This is a genomic window from Virgibacillus flavescens (assembly GCF_050574275.1).
GTDB classification, from domain to species: domain Bacteria; phylum Bacillota; class Bacilli; order Bacillales; family Amphibacillaceae; genus Virgibacillus_F; species Virgibacillus_F flavescens.
On the sequence record NZ_CP192260.1, the window covers coordinates 64,639 to 87,010 of the forward strand.

The 22,372-nt window shown below is 38.7% G+C and carries 20 protein-coding genes and 1 riboswitch; of the genes, 6 read left to right on the forward strand and 14 right to left on the reverse strand.

The features are described 5' to 3' along the window. Window positions 1-108 precede the first annotated feature (108 nt). The 5 genes from kynU to VBD025_RS00315 all read left to right on the forward strand — a co-directional run bounded on the left by kynU (window position 109) and on the right by VBD025_RS00315 (window position 5,869). On the forward strand, window positions 109-1,395 hold the full coding sequence (gene kynU, locus VBD025_RS00295) for a kynureninase (RefSeq protein WP_430788193.1): 1,287 nt from the start codon (window positions 109-111) through the stop codon (window positions 1,393-1,395). After that, window positions 1,395-2,024, forward strand: coding sequence for an arylformamidase (gene kynB / locus VBD025_RS00300; protein ID WP_430788195.1), 630 nt, complete (start codon window positions 1,395-1,397; stop codon window positions 2,022-2,024). The genes kynU and kynB overlap by 1 nt, the downstream gene beginning before the upstream one ends. A 130-nt stretch (window positions 2,025-2,154) precedes the next feature. Continuing rightward, on the forward strand, window positions 2,155-3,003 hold the full coding sequence (gene kynA / locus VBD025_RS00305) for a tryptophan 2,3-dioxygenase (RefSeq protein WP_430788197.1): 849 nt from the start codon (window positions 2,155-2,157) through the stop codon (window positions 3,001-3,003). A 92-nt stretch (window positions 3,004-3,095) separates the two neighbouring features. Beyond that, window positions 3,096-4,439, forward strand: coding sequence for a sodium-dependent transporter (locus tag VBD025_RS00310; RefSeq protein WP_430788199.1), 1,344 nt, complete (start codon window positions 3,096-3,098; stop codon window positions 4,437-4,439). Window positions 4,440-4,534: 95 nt separating this feature from the next. Beyond that, complete coding sequence (locus VBD025_RS00315; protein WP_430788201.1) at window positions 4,535-5,869, forward strand: CoA-disulfide reductase; 1,335 nt, start codon at window positions 4,535-4,537, stop codon at window positions 5,867-5,869. Window positions 5,870-6,828: 959 nt separating this feature from the next. Here the strand turns inward: VBD025_RS00315 and VBD025_RS00320 are convergent. From VBD025_RS00320 to VBD025_RS00330, 3 genes are all read right to left on the reverse strand, one after another. Beyond that, window positions 6,829-7,500, reverse strand: a complete 672-nt coding sequence (locus tag VBD025_RS00320; protein ID WP_430788203.1) for a hypothetical protein — start codon at window positions 7,498-7,500, stop codon at window positions 6,829-6,831. 157 nt (window positions 7,501-7,657) lie between these two features. After that, the gene (locus VBD025_RS00325; protein ID WP_430791198.1) at window positions 7,658-8,302 is read right to left on the reverse strand and encodes a TerC family protein; all 645 of its coding nucleotides are present in this window, start codon (window positions 8,300-8,302) and stop codon (window positions 7,658-7,660) included. A gap of 168 nt (window positions 8,303-8,470) precedes the next feature. Continuing rightward, window positions 8,471-9,511 (reverse strand): C45 family autoproteolytic acyltransferase/hydolase, encoded by a 1,041-nt coding sequence (locus VBD025_RS00330; protein WP_430788205.1) that lies wholly within the window; start codon window positions 9,509-9,511, stop codon window positions 8,471-8,473. Between the two features lie 130 nt (window positions 9,512-9,641). Here VBD025_RS00330 and VBD025_RS00335 point away from each other — a divergent pair, with 130 nt between their 5' ends. After that, window positions 9,642-11,360, forward strand: coding sequence for a DNA-binding protein (locus VBD025_RS00335; RefSeq protein ID WP_430788207.1), 1,719 nt, complete (start codon window positions 9,642-9,644; stop codon window positions 11,358-11,360). Window positions 11,361-11,637: 277 nt separating this feature from the next. Here the strand turns inward: VBD025_RS00335 and VBD025_RS00340 are convergent, their stop codons facing one another. The 11 genes from VBD025_RS00340 to VBD025_RS00390 all read right to left on the reverse strand — a co-directional run bounded on the left by VBD025_RS00340 (window position 11,638) and on the right by VBD025_RS00390 (window position 22,357). Next, window positions 11,638-13,515, reverse strand: coding sequence for an ABC-F family ATP-binding cassette domain-containing protein (locus VBD025_RS00340; RefSeq protein ID WP_430788209.1), 1,878 nt, complete (start codon window positions 13,513-13,515; stop codon window positions 11,638-11,640). A 594-nt stretch (window positions 13,516-14,109) separates the two neighbouring features. Then, on the reverse strand, window positions 14,110-14,574 hold the full coding sequence (gene ribH, locus VBD025_RS00345) for a 6,7-dimethyl-8-ribityllumazine synthase (RefSeq protein ID WP_430788211.1): 465 nt from the start codon (window positions 14,572-14,574) through the stop codon (window positions 14,110-14,112). Window positions 14,575-14,592: 18 nt separating this feature from the next. Continuing rightward, the gene (locus VBD025_RS00350) at window positions 14,593-15,792 is read right to left on the reverse strand and encodes a bifunctional 3,4-dihydroxy-2-butanone-4-phosphate synthase/GTP cyclohydrolase II (protein ID WP_430788213.1); all 1,200 of its coding nucleotides are present in this window, start codon (window positions 15,790-15,792) and stop codon (window positions 14,593-14,595) included. Between the two features lie 12 nt (window positions 15,793-15,804). Beyond that, a complete protein-coding gene (gene ribE / locus VBD025_RS00355) occupies window positions 15,805-16,452 on the reverse strand; it encodes a riboflavin synthase (protein ID WP_430788215.1) in 648 nt (215 codons plus the stop codon). Further along, a complete protein-coding gene (gene ribD, locus VBD025_RS00360) occupies window positions 16,453-17,547 on the reverse strand; it encodes a bifunctional diaminohydroxyphosphoribosylaminopyrimidine deaminase/5-amino-6-(5-phosphoribosylamino)uracil reductase RibD (RefSeq protein WP_430791200.1) in 1,095 nt (364 codons plus the stop codon). It lies immediately after the preceding gene. A 251-nt stretch (window positions 17,548-17,798) separates the two neighbouring features. Continuing rightward, a riboswitch (FMN riboswitch) is annotated at window positions 17,799-17,948 on the reverse strand. A gap of 60 nt (window positions 17,949-18,008) precedes the next feature. Then, window positions 18,009-18,320 (reverse strand): hypothetical protein, encoded by a 312-nt coding sequence (locus VBD025_RS00365; protein ID WP_430788217.1) that lies wholly within the window; start codon window positions 18,318-18,320, stop codon window positions 18,009-18,011. Next, a complete protein-coding gene (locus VBD025_RS00370) occupies window positions 18,298-18,891 on the reverse strand; it encodes a hypothetical protein (RefSeq protein ID WP_430788219.1) in 594 nt (197 codons plus the stop codon). The genes VBD025_RS00365 and VBD025_RS00370 overlap by 23 nt, the downstream gene beginning before the upstream one ends. 39 nt (window positions 18,892-18,930) lie before the next feature. Further along, window positions 18,931-19,980, reverse strand: coding sequence for a pseudaminic acid synthase (pseI, locus tag VBD025_RS00375; protein WP_430788221.1), 1,050 nt, complete (start codon window positions 19,978-19,980; stop codon window positions 18,931-18,933). Further along, window positions 19,977-20,534 (reverse strand): UDP-4-amino-4,6-dideoxy-N-acetyl-beta-L-altrosamine N-acetyltransferase, encoded by a 558-nt coding sequence (gene pseH, locus VBD025_RS00380; RefSeq protein ID WP_430788222.1) that lies wholly within the window; start codon window positions 20,532-20,534, stop codon window positions 19,977-19,979. The genes pseI and pseH overlap by 4 nt, the downstream gene beginning before the upstream one ends. Beyond that, window positions 20,527-21,612, reverse strand: coding sequence for a UDP-2,4-diacetamido-2,4,6-trideoxy-beta-L-altropyranose hydrolase (gene pseG / locus VBD025_RS00385; RefSeq protein ID WP_430788224.1), 1,086 nt, complete (start codon window positions 21,610-21,612; stop codon window positions 20,527-20,529). Before pseG ends, pseH begins: the two co-directional genes overlap by 8 nt. Window positions 21,613-21,625: 13 nt before the next feature. Beyond that, the gene (locus tag VBD025_RS00390; RefSeq protein WP_430788226.1) at window positions 21,626-22,357 is read right to left on the reverse strand and encodes a cytidylyltransferase domain-containing protein; all 732 of its coding nucleotides are present in this window, start codon (window positions 22,355-22,357) and stop codon (window positions 21,626-21,628) included. Window positions 22,358-22,372 lie beyond the last annotated feature (15 nt).

Below are 22,372 nucleotides of genomic sequence, written 5' to 3' on the forward strand. Positions count from 1 at the left end.
AACATAAATAATTCCTTTTCCTCTTAAAAATCCATGCGCACCTGCTGCCTCCTTTTGACACTTCAACTGTGAATATATATAGTTTAATTAACTACCTATTAAAATAGAATGAGGTGCACTGATTTGAATACAGAAAAAGCATATGCACAGCAAATGGATAATCAGGATGAATTAAAGTCGTTCAGAAATAACTTTTACATCCCTGCAGATACCATTTATTTCGATGGAAATTCATTAGGCTTACCATCAAGGCAAGCACAGCAATCACTAGAACATCTAATGGATTCATGGAAGAAACATGCAATTGATGGCTGGACTGATGGTGATGAACCATGGTTTTATCTCTCAGAAAAACTGGGAAAAATGACAGCACCTTTGATTGGTGCAGATAGTGAAGAAGTTATTGTTACCGGATCAACAACGACAAACCTGCATCAGCTGGTTTCTACCTTTTATCAGCCTAGTGGATCTCGCACTAAGATCTTGGCAGACGCTTTAAACTTTCCATCTGATATTTACGCGTTAAAGAGTCAATTAAAATTAAAAGGCTACGACCCTAGTGACCATCTCGTTCAGGTCAAAAGCAAAAATGGAAACACATTAGAAACAGAAGATATTATTAACGCTATGACGGAGGATATAGCATTAATTATGCTCCCTGGTGTTCTCTATCGAAGTGGTCAGATACTGGACATGGAAAAATTGACAAAAGAAGCGCATAACCGTGGGATCGTCATCGGTTTTGACCTTTGCCATTCGATTGGATCTGTTCCTCACCACTTATCTGAATGGGGTGCTGACTTTGCATTTTGGTGTAATTATAAACACTTGAATGGTGGTCCAGGAAGTGTTGCGGGACTATATGTAAACAAAAAGCATTTTGGCAATGAACCAGGACTCGCCGGATGGTTCAGTTCCTCCAAGGAGAAACAATTTGATATGTCACACACACTCACCCCTGCTGCAGATGCAGGTGCTTATCAGATTGGAACGCCTCATGTATTTAGTGCTGCACCACTTCTCGGCTCGTTAAATATTTTCCAGGAGGCAGGTATTGATCGTGTCCGCAAAAAATCACTGCAGTTAACGAACTATTTAATGGAACTTATCGAAGCGGAATTGGGCGAGTATAATTTTACAATAGCTAACCCGCAAGATGATGCAACACGCGGTGGACATATATTTCTCGAGCACAGCGAAGCGGCGAGAATATGTAAAGCATTAAAAGCAGACAAAGTCGTTCCTGATTTCCGCACACCAAACGGAATACGCCTAGCACCAGTTGCTTTGTATAATACATTTGAAGAAGTATGGGAAACAGTTCAGATTTTAAAAACAATTATGCAAGAAGAACGGTATAAAAAATATGAAAATAAACGAGGTGTGATTGCTTAATGGGACACGAATGGATAGATATTTCACAACCACTGACAAATGATATGTCTCACTGGCCTGGGGACATTCCCTTTTCCTATTCACTAACAGCAGAAAAAAAGGATACCGGCTCAGTAAATATCGGACAAATAACCACAAGCGTGCATACAGGCACACATGTAGATGCTCCATACCATTATGATGACAAAGGCCAGACCATTGACCAGCTTGATGTTAATTTATATATTGGGGATGCTATGGTTCTGGACGTCAGCCATGTAAATGAAATTACAGTAGAAACACTATCAAACTTCCCAATTGATGGAGTAGAACGTGTATTATTAAGAACTGCTTTGCCGAACGACCCAACTCGGTTCCCAGACACAATTCCAAAACTTGATCCACGTATCGCTAACTTTCTGGCAGATAAAGGTGTAAAACTGCTTGGGGTGGACATGCCATCAGTTGATGCAGTGGACAGCAAAGACTTAGCCACTCACCACGCGTTATACAAGGAAAACATTTATATTCTTGAAAACTTAATGCTGGATAATGTTGAACAGGGAAACTATGAATTAATTGCATTACCACTTGCCATACAGGGATCTGACGGCAGTCCAGTCCGGGCGGTCCTGCGAAAAGTAGATTAATCGGCGACGGGTTGGGATTATGCTCGGACGGTATTTCCACTAACTCGGATCGTACTTCCGCCAGAGTGGCTCGTTTTCCACTGGACCCAATTGATTAATCATAAACACACATTATAAGGAGGTAATTTTTTTGACGAAAGAACATGAAAATGAAACGTTTAAAAAAGAGAAAGGCATCCATACAGATTTTATCGAAAAAATGACGTATGGCGATTACCTGCAGTTAGATACCCTGCTTGCGAGCCAAAAGCGCTTGTCCAGCCATCATGACGAAATGCTGTTTATTATCATACATCAGGTCAGTGAGCTGTGGTTAAAGCTAATTATTCATGAGACTCAGGCAGCAATTGAAGCTATTAAGCAAAATGATCTTAAATCATCTTCTAAAATGCTTTCACGTGTATCGAAAACTCAAACACAAATTATTCAAGCATGGGATGTACTATCAACGTTGACTCCTGCAGAGTATATGGAATTTCGTGACAAACTGGGGAATGCTTCTGGTTTTCAATCGTACCAATACCGACTGGTCGAGTTTGTTCTGGGATATAAGACACATTTCATCCTGGATATTTATAAAAAAGATCCTGAACTCCACGCGATCCTTGAGGAAGCATACCATGCACCGGGGCTTTATGATGTAGCAATTCAAGCGCTTGACCGTAATGGCTTTACGATAAATAAAGATATTCTAAATCGTGATTTTTCCGAAACATATCAGAAGGATGAATCGGTTGAAGCTGCATGGCTTGAAGTCTATAAGAACGTGGAAGATAACTGGGAGCTTTATCAGCTAGCCGAAAAACTGGTGGATGTGGAAGACTCCTTTCAGCAGTGGCGATTCCGTCATATGAAAACAGTTGAGAGAATCATCGGGCATAAAATAGGTACAGGGGGCTCATCAGGCGTTGGATATTTAAAGAAAGTCTTGGATCATTATTTTTTCCCGGAACTTTGGGATATCCGCACCAAAATATAAATAATAATTTTCGCCATGTTCTTAGTTGTTATTGTACATCATTGTAAGAACGTGGTATTTTTATTAGAAATATGAAAAGAAGGAGGTCAATTATGAGTGAAAAACAAGATCAGTGGTCATCAAAGATAGGATTTATTTTAGCATCAGCAGGAGCAGCAATTGGACTTGGAGCAATATGGAAGTTTCCATATATGACAGGGATGAACGGTGGCGGCGCCTTTTTTTTACTTTTCATTGGCTTCACAATTATAATAGGTTTACCACTATTAATTGCTGAATTCATTATCGGCCGAGGTTCACAGAAGGAAGCAATAAGTGCATATAAGGTATTGGCTCCTAAGAGCGGATGGTCCATTATAGGCAAGTGGGGTGTTTTCGGATCGTTCCTGCTCATGTCTTTTTATAGTGTTGTAGGTGGTTGGGTACTTATTTATTGTGCGTTGTCGATTCCAGGTATGATTATTAAACAAGGTACAAATTATGAAGGGCTTTTCGGAGCAATTACTGGCAATCCGCTAGTTACAATTATTGGACTTGCAGTATTTATTCTGATCAATGTTATTGTCGTTTCATTTGGTATCAAAGACGGAATTGAGAAAACAAGTAAAATTTTAATGCCATTATTATTTATCTTTTTTATAGTATTAGTAATTCGGGCAGTGACGTTCGAGGGGTCAATGGAAGGATTACGTTTCTTCCTTCAGCCAGATTTCTCTAAGATAACTGGTGAAAACGTATTATATGCGCTGGGTCAATCTTTCTTCTCGCTAGCGGTTGGGTTCTCTGTAATGGTTACATACAGTTCCTATTTAGGGAAAGATATCAGCCTTCCTATGGCTGCCGGTTCTGTTTCACTTATGAATATAATTGTATCCCTGCTGGCAGGGCTTGCTATATTCCCAGTCGTATTCTCATTTGGACTGGAGCCAACTGAAGGTCCAGGTCTTCTGTTCATGGTATTACCAGCTGCCTTTGCACAAATGCCTTTCGGTGAAGTCTTTTTAAGCTTATTTTTATTATTGTTCCTGTTTGCGATTTTAACTTCTTCGTTTAGTATGCTTGAGATTATAACGTCAGCTTTTACGGCTAAGAAAAATCGTTCACGTAAAAAAGTGGCAGCGATAGCTGGTCTTGTTATCTTTTTTGCAGGTATCCCTGCAGCTCTCTCATCAAGTACACTTGCAAACTTTAAAATCGTAAATCTTACTGTGTTTGATGCAAGTGACTTCCTTGTAAGTAATATTTTGTTACCTGGTGGTTGTTTACTGATTGCATTCTTTATTGGATTTAAAATGAATAAGGAATTAATGAAAAAGGAATTTCACTTAAGTAATTCGTTATCTGAAGGTCCCTATCAATTATGGTTCCAGCTAATGCGCTGGATAGTACCGGTAACAATTATTATTGTTTTCCTTGGATCACTGGGAATTCTGTAAACATTCAAGGCAAAAGCACTGTGCATGCACAGTGCTTTTGCTTATTTACTGGTCAAAAAGGGTACACTGTAAATAGATATAAAGGAGTTGATTGTATGGGAAACAAGATCGTGATTGTCGGAGGAGTTGGTGGTGGTGCCACAGTTGCAGCTCAAATCAGAAGAACAAGTCCCGAATCAGAAATTATTCTGTTCGATAAAGGCGAGTATATAGCTTTTTCTAATTGTGGTATGCCTTACTATATTGGAGGAATTGTCAACGACCGTGAAGAACTGCTCAGAGATTCGGATGATTTCGCAAAAAAATACAGTGTTAACCTGAAGCTAAATGCTGAGGTCACTCAAATTAATCGACAAAGCAAAGAAATTACATACCTTGCTAATAATCAGGAAAAGATTGAACAATATGATACATTAATTCTTTCTCCTGGCGCGCACGCTGTCGTTCCAGATTTACAAGGATTAAACCGCGATAATACGTTCACGCTGCACACTATACCTGATATGGATGCCGTACATGCATATATCACAAAAAATAAACCAAAGTCTTGCGCTATTATTGGTGCTGGATTTGTAGGACTTGAAATGGTTGAAAACTTGCAGCAACTTGGCATTGATTGCACGATAATTGACCGATCAAAACAGGTTATGAAGCTTGTTGACCCTGATATGGCTACGATGATCCAGGATCATCTAAAAGCCAAAGGTGTAAATTTAGTTCTAAATGATGGCATAGAGTCCTTCTCTAGCAAAGGAAAAATACTGCATTTAACTAGCGGAAAAAGCTTGCAGACTGACATGACAATACTAGCTGTCGGAATTAAACCGAACACAAAGATTGCAGAAAAGGCAAACCTTCAAATCGGCGAAACCGGCGCGATCAAAGTTAATGAGTATATGCAAACAAATGATCCAGATATATTCGCCTTAGGAGATGTTGCAGAGACACCTGATTATTTAACTAAAACTCCAAGACATGTTGCACTTGCCTGGCCAGCACACCGACAAGCATTTATTATTGCAAGCTATATGAAAGGCGAAAAGATTGCTTATCAAGGGACCATGGGGTCTTCCATTTTTAAAGTATTTGAGTTAACAGTAGCAGTTACAGGTCATAATTCAACAGCATTAGACACGCTTGGGATTGATTTTCTTGAAGTTACTCATGATTCTCTATCACATGCAGGCTACTATCCTGGTGCAGAGAAAGTTTCCTTAAAAGTACTGTATGATAAAAATACGGAACAAATATTAGGTGCACAGGTTATTGGGGAGGATGGCGCAGATAAACGATTGGCAGTACTAGCTACTGCCATGAAGGGTGGAATAGGCATTACTGACCTTTCCGATTTGGAACTCGCGTATTCCCCGCCATACTCGTCACCTAAAGATCCGATTAACATTGTCGGTTATAAAGCAATGAAATCATAGAAGTGCTCACTAAATAATAGTTGACACAATGTCTCTATACTGTGAAGTAACTCTAGTTTTATTTCCATTGCTGCCGTCCAGGATCGTTGCGGCCGGATGCGCACCTTAGGGCACGGCTTCAGTCTCCTTGCCCCGACAAGGGGTATGCAAACGTTGTCCGCAAAGGACGGGTTTAGTTTGCCTTCCTCATTTAAACTGCGGGCCCTTCAGACTCGTGCTGTTCCCGCAGGATAAGGAAGGCTTCCCCGAAAAGGCATCGCACGAAGAAAAGGTGCTTTTCTTTTTCGAGGAGTCACCGCCCGGAACGATGCAGGACTGGTAAGGCTGTTTGCTAAAGAATTGGTTATAATTCCTTTCAACTAATGCATTTTGAAATAGACGTAGCTATCAAGTGTGCATTTAATAAATCTGTAAGATACATCTCTTGTCTAGAGATTGGAGCAGAGGATATGTATCGGTGAGATCCTAGAGCTCGATAAAGGTCACTGAAAAAGAGGTAGATCTTAAAGATTTAATTTCTAATTTTAACTAAGTATCTTCGAATATACGAAGACTCCAGTGGGAACAGCGCGAGCTGAAGATCCCGCAGGAAAGCGGTTTTTGCTTATCCGAGGAAGCTGAAGCCGTGCCCACGGAAAGCGAAGTATATTCGAAGATGCGAAAATAGATCCACCTATTTTGTACCACACACAACTTTTTCAGTGGCCACCTACGGTGGCACAAGTGGGCTCACCATCAGCCATAAGATACGCGACTGCCAGCAGAGTAAATTTTGTTGTTAAGTCGCAGTTTACATCAACTACGACAATAGTAACTAATAGCTTATTTTAGAAAAAGACGTATTTATATCTCTCGTCAAGTAACATATTTCAAGTTTACAAAAACTTAAATTTTTATGTGCCACATTTGAGTTATTAAAAAAGCTCCTGAAGTATAGCTTCAGGAGCTTTTGTACTAATTTATAAATCTTCTTCCGAGCGATAGATAAGCGTGAATTTATCTTCCTCCATTAACTCTGTCACATGTACCTTTAAGCCGTGACCAAATATTACTTCATCTTCCGTCATTGCCACAATCATTGCCTTAGTTTCACTTTTAACATCCAAGTATATGTCACCAACTACCGGCTTCATGTCGGTTTCAGAATTGGAAATGCTTACGATTGATTCATCCTCAATTTGCTGTGATTCCGTAACAATGTTTTTATCGAAGTAAGCTATATCCGTACTTCCTTCTGATTTGCCTGGTACAAGTAGCACATATTCATTGTGCTTAACTCCATTATCCCGGGTAGTTACAACATTTCCGTTCTCTACATTATCGACCTTTTCAATCTCATTTAAGGAATAATGATCCAGAAAATCGGGAGTAGGCTTTACTATTAAAATATAATCGCCAGCTTCTGGTCGCTTTTTTTCGTCAATCGTATAACGCTTACCATAAAATATAAATGAATCTGATTGTTTAGGCTTGTACAATTGAATATCACTAGCCTTAGACAGCACCTGCTGCATATCCTTTAATCGATACAAATGAACTGACTTTTTAAACATTGCCTTTACGGAATATACCTTGTGCAGTTCATTATTGTAGTAAACAAATTGTCCTTTTCTTACTTGAAAAAGTTTCATTTATAATCCTCCTAAGTTAAAATTCGTTCTGGTATAAAACATAGTACCTTCTATTTTCCCATTATACCCTGGTGCTCAAACATATATCAGCAATTTCAACTTAAAAAATCAGTAGCAGATTATAAAAAAACTCTTTTTCACCTTACAAGCCGCCTTTTCAAGCTTTTTTCTGATTACGCATGTATCCTATTAATAGAACTAATATAGTGACCACAGTAATTAAAACATACTTTACAGGATTATCTGTAAAATTAAAGTTGTCCAGAATAAACGTATCACTGATTATCATCTCACCAGCAGTCCAGGCGAGAATACCCGCTCCAAAATAAGCAATCCAGGAATACTTGTCCATCACATTGACTATTAGTTTTGAACCAAAGATCATAATTGGAATACTTATTGCTACACCAATTGCAATCATTCCGATGTGACCATGTGCAGCTCCAGCAACCGCTACTACGTTATCCAGACTCATAACTGCATCTGCCATTATAATTGTTCCTATAGCTTTAAGTAAATTGCCTGAAGAACGAATATCTGCATCGTGTTCGTCGTCCACCAATACATGATAAGCAATAAAGAGTAATAATAGTCCTCCAATTAAATGAACAAATGGGATCTGTAAGAGGTAGACAATTACGATTGCAAAGATAATTCGCAGGAACACAGCCCCTGCAGTACCAATGAAAATAGCTTTGTTCTGCTGTTTTTTAGGTAGTCCCTTTGTGGCCATTGCAATTACGATTGCGTTATCACCAGAGAGTATAATATCTATTGCAATAATTTTGAGCAAAGCTATCATAGATTCTTGTGAAAAATCAATTCCGAACAATATCCCTTCCACCTTTCCCTTGAGCCATTATATTTATACTACTCGTCTATACGTGTAATTAAGAACACTTTTTTATAAATACTTTCTTACTGCATAAGAGCCATTATGGCTTGGCGATTAGCCAAGTGTTCTAAACAATCAGTTCACATGAGCGAATGCTAAGTCTGTATCAATATCTCCATAAAGACGTTGAACAGGTATATTTTCACCTTTCAGCCAACTGTTAAAATCAAATACGACAGGTTCACTGTTTCCTCCCAGAGCAAACCATACTTTATTTTTTTTTGGAAAATAACCTGAAGTATGAATTGTACCTGCCCAATTTCGGTAGTCGTTAGCAAATACGCCCTTCTCCAAATCATTCATCATTCGGAATGCCTGATATCCATTTAATACATCACCTTTATGTTTATTAATCGCATTTTTTCTTTTAAAGGAATCAGCTAAATAGTGACGATTTTCGTGTTTAAGTACCTCAAAATGGTTTGTACAAACGTTTGATTGGTATGCCTCTACCCCACGTGGCGTAGCTTCTACAACGAATGTCGTATTATTTTTGTCCAGCACAATATAACTGAAGGAATGTCGGTGCGGTATTTCTTTTAACATGTTTACAGCTTCCTGTACATTAGCACAACTTTCAAGAATGATCCGTCCAATCATATTGCAAATAAAACCATCGCCAGGTTTTTTTCGGTGAATAAAGTTATAGCCAAGCGCCAACCCTTTTTCGTTCATTCCATCCATCCTGCCTGTAACCCGTTGGGAAGGTCCAATTATTGCATACCCGCTATCTTCTGGCTGATAGATCATAAATCTTCCTTCATATGTTCTTGGATGGTAATCATAATTTCTAATCATATAATTTTCATTAGTAAAGATTGAACATCCTGACCGCCCATATTCCAGTCGGTACCCACCAAATTCCTTCAGCACATCTTCCATCGGCCACTCTAAAGCGTCTCTAATTCCAATAAGTTCCTCCCAAATAGCTGGTGCAAATGGAAGCAGAGCATCTTTAACTGCCTTTTCCTTTATAACAAAATGAGCTTTTCGCGTTTTCCATTGTTTTCGTTTATTTTTAAGTAAGAGTGATCCTTTTAATTCTTTCCCCTGTTCATATCCGAAGTCGTAATGATTCCCTCGGAACTGTGTAATTTCACTGTATATTTGTTTCATTTATTTGCACCCCATTTAACTTTACTTATTACCATATTAATGGAAATTACATAAGAATGGAATGAAATGAAACTATTTGACTTTCCTAACGTATAAACACTTGGAAGAAATTATGAAGGAGTGACAAACCATGACAGGAATATTAATGACAGCACTTTTATCTTCAATATTGTACGTGATCATATCGGTACTCTTGATCAGTAAAAATAAGAAAAAAAGAATGATGATTTTTCAGCAAGCGGCAATAATTTTTGCAGCACTTTTTATCACTACAAGTATTGTAAACTATGTTATCTTATTACCGATAACAATCCCTAACATGGTAATTGCAAACATAGTAATTGCAATTATTGGGATATTTTTACTATACGGAATGACACAGACACCAGGAAAAACGAAACGAAATGGGCCAATCGAGGCAGCGCTTGGCTTATTAATAATTATTGCTGTATTAGCAGTCCCAACTGTCTTTGTACTAGGTATATTCACATTAGATGACTCCTATGAATCTATTAACCAGCAGGAAGTTGAAGAAGCCAAACCATTGAATAAGGATAATACGCCAATTACCGTATCTCCTGAATTTGCCCGAAACAAGACTCAAAAGGCGATGAGTGTCATAGAAAACACTCAATTTTATGATTTAGGTAAACTTCAAGTACAAAAATTGGATGAAGATATTGTGTTTGTCGGACCTGTCGAGTTCACGGGTTTTTGGAAGTGGTTCCGTGGTAAGGAAACAGAAGGATTTTTCACTATTTCTGCAACAAATGTAAATGCTCAGCCGGAGTTTGTTGAAAGTAAGATGAAGTATACAAACTCAAGCTACTTTAATAAAAATATTGAGCGCACAATCTATGGAGCGTATCCCGACTATATTCAGAGTGGTGAAGCCCAGATAGAAGTGGATAAAGAAGGGAAACCTTGGTATGTTCAGACACTCTACAAACCAATTGGAGTTACAAACAAACCTGATTTAAAGGATTTAAAAGTTGCAGTTGTCAATCCAGTATCAGGTGATGTAAAACTATATAATACAAATAATGCACCTGCATTTATTGATGGATCCGTAAGTTCTGAAATGGCAACTGATGTAAACCAATATTTCGGTAAGTACGTGCACGGCTGGTTAAATTCCATCTTTGGTAAAAAAGATGTAAAAATACCAAACGAGTCAGGAACAGAAAGCAGTGTTACACCAATATTCAACGAAAATGGTGAAATGTTTTACTTTACGGATATGACCTCACCTAAGGAAAATATTGATTCCGCGCTTGGTTACACACTAATTAATGCACGCACTGGAGATCTTACTTATTATAATGGTAAGAAAAACAGCGGAATAATGGACAGCTCTGGAGCGAAAGAAATTGTGAATAAGGAATTCCCTGAGAAGAACTGGGAAGGTTCAATGCCGGTACTGTATAATATTGACGGTAATCCTACCTGGGTTGTAAATGTGCTCGATCCGAATGGCCTATTTAAAAAATATGCCTATATTAAAGCATCGGATTCAGATTTCGTTGTATTCGGCGACACAGCACGTGACACCTTGGAAGCATATCGACTTCAATTATTACAGGATCCAAGTAATGTTGCCTCTTCCGGTGAAACGCCACTCCAAAAGCGTTCAGGGGAAGTAACCCGTGTGTTAGTATCGATGCAAAAAAATGGGCAGGTTGTGCAGTTTTTACTAAAAGGAGATAAAACGATTTATACGATTACTGCAGGAAAGTCGCCACTTGCTCTTTTCCTTCAGTCAGGAGACACCGTGCAATTAGAAGCTAACGTCCGCGATAATGGAACCGGAATTGTTGAAACTATAACGATAGAAGGTTTAACAGAATAACCATACGAAATCTGCTATAGAAAAAATTCTTTTATTAACATAATAAACCGAACGAAGCTTTCTGCTTCGTTCGGTTTATTTGCTATCCGAAAAAACATTCATATAATCGAACGCTTCATCAAATTACTTCGCACACCCTTAGCGGAGACTTGTGTCAACCACTCTGTTCCTGCAGGAATCTTTGTATTTTCACTACGCTTAGTGGTTGCAATTATTCGCCTTTTGAGTTAACTATTTTAACAATGTCTAAATCCTATATATACCTATATTACACCGATTACCCTTCTTCTATTTCTTCTACCAGAAGTGATAATTCTTCCCAGCGTTCCATTTTTTTCTCTAATTGATTTTCTGCTTCCTCTTGCTCTTTGTACAATTCCTGCACTTTATCAAGGTCGCTTCCAGCATCAGCAATTGCCTTCTTGATGCCTTCCACTTTCGACTCTAACTTTGCAATCTGGTCTTCAATTTTATTCCATTCTTTCTGCTCATTATAGGAAAGTTTTTTCTTTGATTTTTTTTCTGGAGCAGAGGGTTTTTCTTTTGCTTTAGTCACTTCTGTTTCCGCATTCTGTTTGTCCAGATATTCGCTGTAATTCCCGTAAAACCTCGTAGGTAATGGATTATCAGACAATACTAACAGCTGATCAACTACACGATCCAAAAAATACCTATCATGCGAGATAGTGATAACCACTCCAGGGAAATTCGCCAGGTAATCCTCAAGAATACTCAATGTTTCTGTGTCTAGATCATTTGTTGGCTCATCTAAAAATAAAACATTTGGCTCAAGCATTAAAACCTTCAATAGATATAATCGTCTTTTTTCTCCACCTGAAAGCTTACGGATATAATTCCACTGTTCATAACGTGGAAAAAGGAATCGCTCCAGCATTTGTTCAGCTGTAATGACATCTCCATCTTTCGTATGGATGACTTCAGCGACTTCTTTAATATAATCAATTACTCGTATATCACCGTCAATTTCTTCGTTTTCCTGCGTGTAATAGCCTATTTTAACAGTTTCTCCGATGTCGATTGTACCTTGATCAGGTGTAACTTTATTTGCCATCATGTTTAAAAGCGTAGTTTTCCCTGACCCATTCGGACCAACAATTCCAAGGCGTTCTCCAGGAACCACCAGATAATCAAAATCTGATACTAACCGCTTTCCATCATAGGATTTCTCAATACCTGTCAGTTCGATAACTTTTTTACCCAGCCGCTTTGAACCAGTCTGAAAAGCTGCATCGTTCTTGTTCGTATCAAAACTTTTTTCTTTCATTTCTTCGACGCGGTCTATTCTCGCTTTCTGTTTCGTAGTTCTCGCTTTAGCTCCGCGTTTTAACCAAGCAATTTCACGACGCAAAATATTCTCATGTTTTTGTTGGCTGCTTTCTTCCAGTGATTCCCGTTCAGCTTTTTTTTCAAGAAACAATTCATAGTTGCCTGTATATTTATAAAGGTTGCCTTTATTTAGTTCATATATATTATTTGTAACACGGTTTAAGAAATAGCGATCATGCGTTACAAGCAACATAGCACCACGGTACGAAGCAAGGAATTTTTCCAGCCACTCAATTGTAGCGTGGTCCAGGTGGTTTGTCGGTTCATCCAGAATCAATAAATCGGCTGGCTGTATTAATGCTTTAGCAATCGCAATCCGTTTTTTCTGTCCGCCAGACAACTCGGTAACTCGCTTATTAAAGTCCGTAATTCCTAGCTTTGTCAGAACAGTCTTGGCCGTAGTATTTGCTTCCCATGCATTATTTTCATCCATTTTCTGCTGTGTGGAAAGGATTCGCTTCTGTGCTGTTTCACTTGATGGGTTCTCAGAAAGGTCAATAAGTGCCCGTTCATAGTCCCGCATCGTTTTCATTATTACTGTTTCACCAAAATAAATTTGTTCAATAACCGTTAATTCCGAATTTAGAACGGGGTCCTGAGCCAGATATTCAATGTGATAATCTTTCGGCTGTTTTATCTCGCCTTTCTCAGGTGGTTCAATACCGGCAATCACTTTTAAAAACGTTGATTTACCAGTTCCATTTACACCAATTAATCCAATTCTTTCGTTCTCTTTGATTGTGCAGGAAACACCATCAAACAACACTTTTTCTCCATATGTTTTGACTATATTTTCAACTGTAAGCATTTAAAACATCCTCATTTCAAACTTGACTCTATCCCTTAGTATAAGGGATAGAGTAACTCGTGGAAAGCTATAGAGCAACTATTGCATTATAACGGCACTAACTCCTGTTTCGGGTTCTTATTAATTGGTGATTTTTCGATGGTGAGCTTGGCTTATCGATCTCTCAATTTCACTTATCGATGGCGAGAATCAACTTATCACGCTCGAAAAGAAATTTATCCATCCCGTTTTTAAAAATATCGATCCCGATACAAAATTTATCGATCTCAACTCGCTACTTGCTGCACACCTGGCCATATAAACAACAAACACGCGTGCAACGAAGCACGCGTGTCGGTTATATGTCTGTATCCTTGGTTCCTTTAATGCGTTGTTTAATATAAATTATGATTAGAAACAAAAGCCATGAAGTAAGACAGTAAAATATTATCTTACTAGTTGGGTCCATTTCGTTAAAGAAAAACGCCATCCCAACCCAAATTGCCCCTATACCTAAAATTTGATAAAACACTAATTTCATTTCTTACCCTCCACTTTATGGTACATCTATGAATTAGTGTATCGTATTTTAATAAAAAGTTCTACGCTTAATCGTTAGATACTCTTTATCAGGTTAGCCATTTCTATCGCTGCGACGGCTGATTCTGCTCCTTTATTTCCTGCTTTTGTTCCAGCGCGTTCTATTGCCTGCTCGATCGTTTCAGTAGTCAAAACTCCAAAAATAACTGGCTTACCTGATTGAGCCGATGCCTGTGAAACGCCTTTTGCCGCTTCACCACACACATAATCAAAATGAGGTGTTGCTCCTCGAATTACGGTTCCAAGAGTAATAACTGCATCATATTTCTTGTTCATTGCTAGTTTATTTGCAACCAGCGGAATTTCAAACGCACCTGGCACCCAGGCTACATCAATATTCGCCTCGTTAACACCATGTCTTTTTAAAGTATCAACTGCACCATCCAGTAATTTACTTGTAATAAAATCATTAAAACGTCCAACAACGATTCCTACATTTAAATCAGTTCCAACTAAGCTTCCTTCAAAAGTCTGTCCCATAATTATCATCTCCTGTTATTAATTGTGCAGATTCAATAAGTGTCCCATTTTGCTGTATTTCGTTCGCATGTACGGCATATTTATATCGTTATACTTGGTTGTTAACGGAATTCGCTCAACTATTTCTACTCCGTAATTTTCAAGCGCTGTTATTTTTTCTGGATTATTTGTTAAAACTTTAACGCGCTTAACCTCTAAATCCTGCAATATCTGTGCAGTTAAAAGATAATCACGTTGATCTGCTGCAAACCCCAGCTGCTCATTCGCTTCTACAGTGTCATACCCTTCGCCCTGCAGCTTATAAGCTTTTAATTTGTTTAACAGTCCGATGCCCCGGCCTTCCTGCCGCATGTAAATCAATACACCACTTCCTGCTTCTTCAATTGCTGCTAAAGATTGATGTAATTGAGGACCACAGTCACAACGATGCGAACCTAGTACATCCCCTGTCAGACATTCGGAGTGGACTCTTAACAGCGTCGGTTCCGCTACGTTCAAATCACCTTTCACAAGCGCAATATGTTCTTTTTCATCCATATCATTTGAATAGCCAAACACTCTAAACGAACCGAACTCAGTTGGTAATCCTGTTTCCACTTCCCGTTTCACATGTTTTTCGCTTGTTCTGCGGTATGCTACAAGATCTTCAATTGAAATTATTTTTAAATCAAATTGAGCGGCCATTTCCAATAAGTCTGGAACTCGAGCCATCGTACCGTCTTCTTTAATAATTTCACAAATTACACCCGACGGACTCGCTCCGCTCAGTCTTGCCAAATCAACGGAAGCCTCTGTGTGCCCTTCTCTAGTTAGCACTCCTCCCTCTTTGGCTACTAGAGGGAAAACATGACCCGGCTGCTTAAAGTCTTCAGGTCTGCTGTCTGAATTCGCTAACGCCATAATCGTTAACGATCGCTCTTGCGCACTAATTCCCGTTGTCGTCTCTTTGTGGTCCACACTTACAGTAAAAGCAGTGCCCAGTGGGTCAGAACTATTACTCGTCATCATTGGCAGTTTTAATCTATTGGCAGTACTTTCCGAAATGGAGGTACAGACCAGACCTTTTCCGTGTGTGATCATGAAATTAATAGTCTCTGGTGTTGCAAGCTCTGACAGTGCAACTAGATCCCCTTCATTTTCCCTATTTTCATCATCCACAACAATGATAGATTTACCTTGTTTTAGATCAACTATTGCTTCTTCGATTGTATGAAACATCCTGGCATCTCCTTATAAAAAACCGTTATTTGCTAAAAAGGATTGATTAATACCTTCTTTTTTTGTGCTGGTTTGCTGTACCATTCGTTCTACATATTTTGCTAGCATATCACTTTCAATATTTACAATAGAACCAGTTGTTTTTTCTCCTAGAACAGTTTGCGCCACCGTATGAGGAATCAGCGAAATAGTAAATATATGATCTTTTACATCAAATATCGTTAAGCTAACTCCATCAACCGCAATCGATCCCTTTGTTAACAAATGCGATTGCAGTTCAATTGGCACTTCAATATCATAATAAATAGCATTTTCCTGCTTTTCTTTTCGGATAATTTTGCCTGTCCCATCAATGTGCCCTGAGACAAAATGACCGCCAAAGCGTCCATTGGCATGCATTGCCCGTTCTAAATTAACCTTTGATCCGGTCGTCAGGGTGTTTAATGACGTTGCTTTAATTGTCTCCGGCATGACGTCCACTCTAAACTCAACTTTATTAAATGCAGTAACGGTTAAACAAATACCGTTAACAGCAATACTGTCGCCAAGGTTCATATCAGTCATGATTTTTTCAGCAGCAATTGTTAACTCGACCGAATTCGCTGAGTGGGCTTGAATTTTCTTTATATGACCAAGTTCTTCAATGATTCCTGTAAACATTTAATTCACCTCTTTTGGCACAGAAATGATCTTTATATCATCGCCGATCATTTCGATTGATTTAATATCCAATGGGACCGCTTCGTGTATCGATTCCAAACCGTCACCAGAAATTGAAGTAGGTGCTGACCTTCCCCCAATTAGCTTAGGTGCGATATACGTAATGAGCTGATTTATTTTACCGCTTTTCAAAAAGCTTCCATTTATTTCTGCGCCACCCTCAATAAACAATGTCATGATCCCTTGTTTACCCAAGTGATTCAGAACGCTTTCAATATTAATTTCTTCATCATTCAGTTGAACGATTTTCGCTTTTGTATTTTCGCTAAAACCATCGATAGCCTCAGATGAAACGTTTTGTCCGACAAAAATCCAGGTGGCTGCTTCCCCATCTGTTACAATTTTCGATGCTGACGGAGTTCGTAAATGTGTATCCAATATGATTCGGACTGGGTTCCTGCCACCATTAGGCAAACGCGTTGTAAGCTGAGGATTATCCGCTATCACTGTATTTACACCAACCAATATAGCATCATTATGGTTCCGATAATAATGGACATCCAAACGGGATTGTTCGCCTGTAATCCATTTACTTTCACCAGTAATGGTCGCTGTTTTCCCATCAAGACTTGTAGCTGATTTCATTGTTACGTAAGGCAATTTCGTTGATGCGTAGTGAAAAAACGGTATATATAATGCCTGAGCTCTTTCTTTTCCGCAACCAGTTTCTACCGTTATATTTGCTTTCTCAAGCTTCTCAATTCCTTTACCCGCAACTAAAGGATTATCATCGACTGTGGCAATAACAACTCGTCTGATACCGCTTTTAATTATCGCATCAGCACAAGGTGGGGTCTTCCCAAAGTGGCTGCACGGTTCAAGCGTAACGTAAATCGTTGCTCCATCGGCCTTTTCTCTGGCCATCGAGATTGCATGAATTTCAGCATGTGCTTCACCTGCCTGTAAATGTGCGCCTATCCCAACTACAGCTCCATCCTTTACGATGACTGCACCAACAGGTGGATTTGGGCTGGTTTGGCCATGAACAGATTCGGCAAGATCTAATGCCATATCCATATACGTCTGATCATTCATTAGCATGTCCCTTTCAGTTGAAAAATTAGCTGGCTGATTTTTTTCCGGCGCCATGACACCATTTATGATTCGTTTAACTTCGATTATTTAATATCAAAAAAGCCCCTGAATAAGCTTCAAGGGCGTAACGGCAGAATTTATAGGTATCGTAAAAAAGCATTCTTTTTAAGGTGAAAGTGATATAAAACATACCCCACCTTAATCATACACAAAAAAGCCCGTGTATAAATTCACGAATGTGTTGCTACCTAGAAATCCTTCTCCCATCCAGACTTTAACTGTCGGCTCCGGAATTGCACCAGATCCACCGCTTGGTCATAAACGACCGCACGGGTCACGGACTAAGAAGTAACTACTTCATCACCGCCGATTGGGAATTTCACCCGACCCCGAAGGAAATCAATCATATTTAACTACATTTAGTATAGCAATAAATAATACAAAAAATCAAAACTAATAGCTTACAGTTCTTTTAATTGGGCAATAATTTCTTCAAACTCCTGGTTCTGCTGCTTAATCATTTCATCAATTTCATCCATTGATTTCTGGGGTACGAGATCATTGCTGCTAGTTGATTCACTATTATTAGTCGGGTTATCCAGTTTCGTCAGCAAATAGATGAGCAGCAAATTAAGTGTTTTATTATCAAGCACAAGAAAGCTGCCATTGCTGTCTTTTTTCGTGTCCTTCCGTTCTTCAAGGTGCCCCTCAATAATACGTTGAACTAATTGTTTTAGGAGCACTTCACTTTCATGTTGGTGGTTTTTCACCATTCTCTTCACCTCGATCCAACACAGTTCCTCTCACATTAATTGGATTTACCGTGGCAACACCATCTTTAAATTCATCACAGTAGAAGAATCCAGTAACACTCCCTGAATAATTTTTTTGGGGAGACCATTTTATTTGGAAATTGGAGAATGTAATTTGTTGAGATGGTTCTATTGTCTTTATACCAACAGGTTTCAGCCAATATTCTTCCTTTGTTTCGTTATTGTTGATTCGTTCCCAGGCTCCTGGCGAGTTCATTAATCTTTTTGATTTACTATCGATATACTTCCCTGAAAAATTAAATAGATCTTTTGAAGCAAGCTTAATGCAAATATATGGGTTAGTTAAGACTTGATCTCCAATGTTAAGGATGTGCAGTGTTCCAATTCCAAGATTATCTAAATCCGTTTGATTGGAAAAATTAAATGAGTATGTAAAGTAACTGATTACATTGGGATTCTGATTGCTTTTATATTCACTCAGCACATCTTTAATTTCAGCTAAACGATTAGTTGCTTCCTGATTTAAAAAATTGACCTTTTGACTGTATGCATGAAAGTCATTTTTACTCAACTATCATCTTTCCTTTCTATACGATTCTTCACACGTCCGTTATATGAGGTCCCAGCTGACTGGCGTTCCTTTTTCCACATCGTTATCTACTTTTTTACCTATTAAAATATCATAATATTTTGGAAGAATACCATACCCTGGACGAATTGCTTTTAAGTTATCTTTTGTAAATTTATCACCTTTTTTCATATCCGCGGTCACATACAGGGACCTTCGATACTTTTGAGAAGACTGTTCAGCATTTGTTGCTCCATAGTAAACTTTTCCAAGAGCTTGCCAAGCTCTTTTGGTTTCTTTTACCAGAGCTTCCATCTCGTCGAATTCCATTGAAAAGCTTGCATCCACACCTCCATCTGCCCGAGACAGCGTGAAGTGCTTTTCAATGATAGTTGCTCCTAATGCAACACTTGCAACGGCCACTCCGGTACCCATTGTATGATCAGATAAGCCAACTTGACAGTGGAATAAATCTCTCATGTGTGGAATCGTAATGATATTAGTATCTTTAGGGGATGCTGGGTATGTACTAGTGCATTTAAGCAGAATTAAATCCTTACAGCCCGATTCTCTAGCAGCATTAACGGTTTCTTCTAGTTCAGCGATACTGCTCATTCCGGTTGAAATAATTAGTGGTTTTTTCGTTTTTGCCACTTTTCGTATTAACTGTAAGTCGGTATTTTCAAATGATGCTATTTTATAGCAAGGTACATTTAATGATTCCAAAAAATCTACCGATGTCTCGTCAAATGGTGTGCTGAAACCTATCATTCCTGCCTTCCTGCAACGCTCAAAGATAGGTTCATGCCAATCCCAGGGTGTATATGCTTCTTGGTATAGTTCGTATAACGATTTATCATTCCAGCTGCTTTTAGAATCGCTCACCATGAAATCGGTGGATTTCGCATTTAGTGTCATCGTGTCAGCAGTATATGTTTGTATTTTTAGCGCATGAGCGCCAGCTTTAGCTGCCATATCAACAATTTTCAGCGCTCGCTCTAATGATTGATTATGGTTACCCGACATTTCGGCTATTATAAACGGTGTGTTCTCAGCTCCAACATCTTTAGCGCCAATTTTTATTCCCATCATAATTCCCCTCCACCCAGCTTAGACATAAGTTCTGCTTTCACTTCCTCCCAGTTTTTTGAAAACAGTGCCATTGGGATTACATCCAAATATTGCGTATCCTTCCATATATGATCGACAAATCTACCTTCTGGTACAAACCCAAGTTTTCTATGGTAGCCTAAACTTCCAGTGTTTGTATGGATAACTTCTGCACATACCTTGTGAAGACCCATTTCATTAAATAGTTTGTTCAGTGCCAATATCCCCATAATCGTACCTGTTCCTTTTGGAGCAGACTTTTCACCAATATAAAAACCCCAGTAACACCGTGAATTTTCTTTATCAAAATTTGTAATGCTAACAAGACCCTGTGGTTGGTGTTTGTTATAGAGCAGCCACGCCTTTTTTTGAGAATTATTCTGCATGTTTTTAAACCACTGACTATGTTCTTCCCAACTGATTTGATGATCCGTATACATAACAGATTTAATTCTCTTAGAATTACGCCACTTATATATTAATTTCAAATCGTTATACGCTATGGGCTTCAATTGAAAATTATGGAAATTAACCATTGTCATACGCTCCCAGCAATTGTTCAGCAACTAAACAATCTTGATATTCGCTCATAATCGATTTAGAGATTTTCGCCATATTTTCCAGTAAACCAGGATGATTCATTAGGTGTTGGAGCGTGCCTGCAATACTATCGATACTTACCTCTTCACTTTTTCCCAGATGACTGATTGCGCCGATTTCTGATAGGTACATCAAAATTTCAGACTGATTCTCCGCAGTCTCAATTGTGATCGCCGGCAATCCTAAATAACACCTTTCCCATGTAGTACTGCCACCTGCTCCAATTGCCAGATCCGCTTTCACCATTAAATCTGCTAAATAGTCAATTTGGTAATGAAGTTTCAGATTAGCTGACTTTTCGCAGAATTTATTGATTGCAGAATAGTTTTGATTGGAAATACCAATGACGATATCAATAGCAACCTCTGACAAATTTAGCATCTCAATAGCTTTTAGAGTTTTCATCGTTTCATTAGTCGGATCACTTCCGCCAAAGGAGATCAAGATACGCTTTACATTACCAGTTTTGTTCTGAACAGCTTTCATCTTTCTGAATTCCCGCCTTAATAAAAGGTATTTGGCACCTAATAACACAGTCGTATCTCCTGGAATTAATTTGTAATATCGTTTCTCTGGGTTTTGAAATAAATTCTGATCCAGCAATAGATCACACGCATGCTTACGGTTGGCCAAATCGTCAATAACCATTATTTTTTTAACGAATGGCTTAATAGCACCCTCCCATTTTTCATCTATCGAATAGTGATCAATGATTAACCAGTCTACCTCCGAGTGCTTGCCGATCGCATTCATGGTTTGAAGTACATCTGTTTTCCAATTCTTCTTTAACCAATTTTCATAATTGTGATCATTATTCCTGGCTCTAGGCGAGGGCAGTGTCAGAACAGTGAAGGATTTATCTTTAATACGTTTTATTAAATCTCCCGGTAATTTCCGGCAAATGAAGGTCACATTCGCATTTTTCGTGCGAAGATCTTCCGCCAGAACTAAACACCTCATAATATGGCCGGTTCCTATAATCTCGGATGAATCGGCCCTTATAAAGATATTCATTATAATCACACTTTCAATTATTCTTCTGTTGTACGTGACTATTTATCAACTGCCACTTCGGGTTTTTTTCAAGTAATTCTATAACATCCTCCAATGAAAAAAATGGATGAGCAGGGTATAAGGTCTCGATAATTTTCTTGATCAGGGAAAAGTCTTCAATCGTGTCAACTGTCCATCGATGGTGGCTGTAGTTTATGGAGTTTGATACATTAGATAGCTTAAATAGCTGAGGGTTGTTTACGATATACCTTGTCACATGCTCTCGATCTGTTTTCGATTCTGCTTTTTCATATGCTTTTTGTAATGCTTGAATGGAAAATACCTCTGTATCCATACCTCTTGGTAGGGTCCGCTTTAATGTATTCGAGACATATTGCAGGGGGTGATTGTGAGAATGATACCTTTCTATTACCTTATCAATTTGATTCGGGTCAATTAGAGGACAATCCGATGTTAAACGGACTATAACGTCTGCCTTTACATAATCAGCAGCATTATAATATCTGGTTAACACGTCAGTCTCTGAACCACGGAAAACCGACAATCCATAATTCTGGCAAAACGATACGATCGCATCATCCTTATTTTGATCTGTTGTAGCCACCAGGATTTCATTTAGATAGTTCGACCTTTGAACGCGCTCCAGTTGATACGCTAACAAAGGCTTCTTCAATACTTTTTTTAGTACCTTTCCAGGTAATCTGGTTGAACCCATTCGAGCCTGAATGATTGCTGCAACCTTCATTTACTCACCTCAAAC

Coding starts and splice junctions, on each gene's coding strand:
- kynU (WP_430788193.1), top strand. CDS start 109: ATGAGGTGCACTGATTTGAATACAGAAAAAGCATATGCACAGCAAATG.
- kynB (WP_430788195.1), top strand. CDS start 1,395: ATGGGACACGAATGGATAGATATTTCACAACCACTGACAAATGATATG.
- VBD025_RS00310 (WP_430788199.1), top strand. CDS start 3,096: ATGAGTGAAAAACAAGATCAGTGGTCATCAAAGATAGGATTTATTTTA.
- VBD025_RS00315 (WP_430788201.1), top strand. CDS start 4,535: ATGGGAAACAAGATCGTGATTGTCGGAGGAGTTGGTGGTGGTGCCACA.
- VBD025_RS00320 (WP_430788203.1), bottom strand. CDS start 7,500: ATGAAACTTTTTCAAGTAAGAAAAGGACAATTTGTTTACTACAATAAT.
- VBD025_RS00325 (WP_430791198.1), bottom strand. CDS start 8,302: ATGATAGCTTTGCTCAAAATTATTGCAATAGATATTATACTCTCTGGT.
- VBD025_RS00330 (WP_430788205.1), bottom strand. CDS start 9,511: ATGAAACAAATATACAGTGAAATTACACAGTTCCGAGGGAATCATTAC.
- VBD025_RS00335 (WP_430788207.1), top strand. CDS start 9,642: ATGACAGGAATATTAATGACAGCACTTTTATCTTCAATATTGTACGTG.
- VBD025_RS00340 (WP_430788209.1), bottom strand. CDS start 13,515: ATGCTTACAGTTGAAAATATAGTCAAAACATATGGAGAAAAAGTGTTG.
- ribH (WP_430788211.1), bottom strand. CDS start 14,574: ATGGGACAGACTTTTGAAGGAAGCTTAGTTGGAACTGATTTAAATGTA.
- VBD025_RS00350 (WP_430788213.1), bottom strand. CDS start 15,792: ATGTTTCATACAATCGAAGAAGCAATAGTTGATCTAAAACAAGGTAAA.
- ribE (WP_430788215.1), bottom strand. CDS start 16,452: ATGTTTACAGGAATCATTGAAGAACTTGGTCATATAAAGAAAATTCAA.
- ribD (WP_430791200.1), bottom strand. CDS start 17,547: ATGAATGATCAGACGTATATGGATATGGCATTAGATCTTGCCGAATCT.
- VBD025_RS00365 (WP_430788217.1), bottom strand. CDS start 18,320: ATGGTGAAAAACCACCAACATGAAAGTGAAGTGCTCCTAAAACAATTA.
- pseI (WP_430788221.1), bottom strand. CDS start 19,980: ATGATGGGAATAAAAATTGGCGCTAAAGATGTTGGAGCTGAGAACACA.
- pseH (WP_430788222.1), bottom strand. CDS start 20,534: ATGGTTAATTTCCATAATTTTCAATTGAAGCCCATAGCGTATAACGAT.
- pseG (WP_430788224.1), bottom strand. CDS start 21,612: ATGAATATCTTTATAAGGGCCGATTCATCCGAGATTATAGGAACCGGC.
- VBD025_RS00390 (WP_430788226.1), bottom strand. CDS start 22,357: ATGAAGGTTGCAGCAATCATTCAGGCTCGAATGGGTTCAACCAGATTA.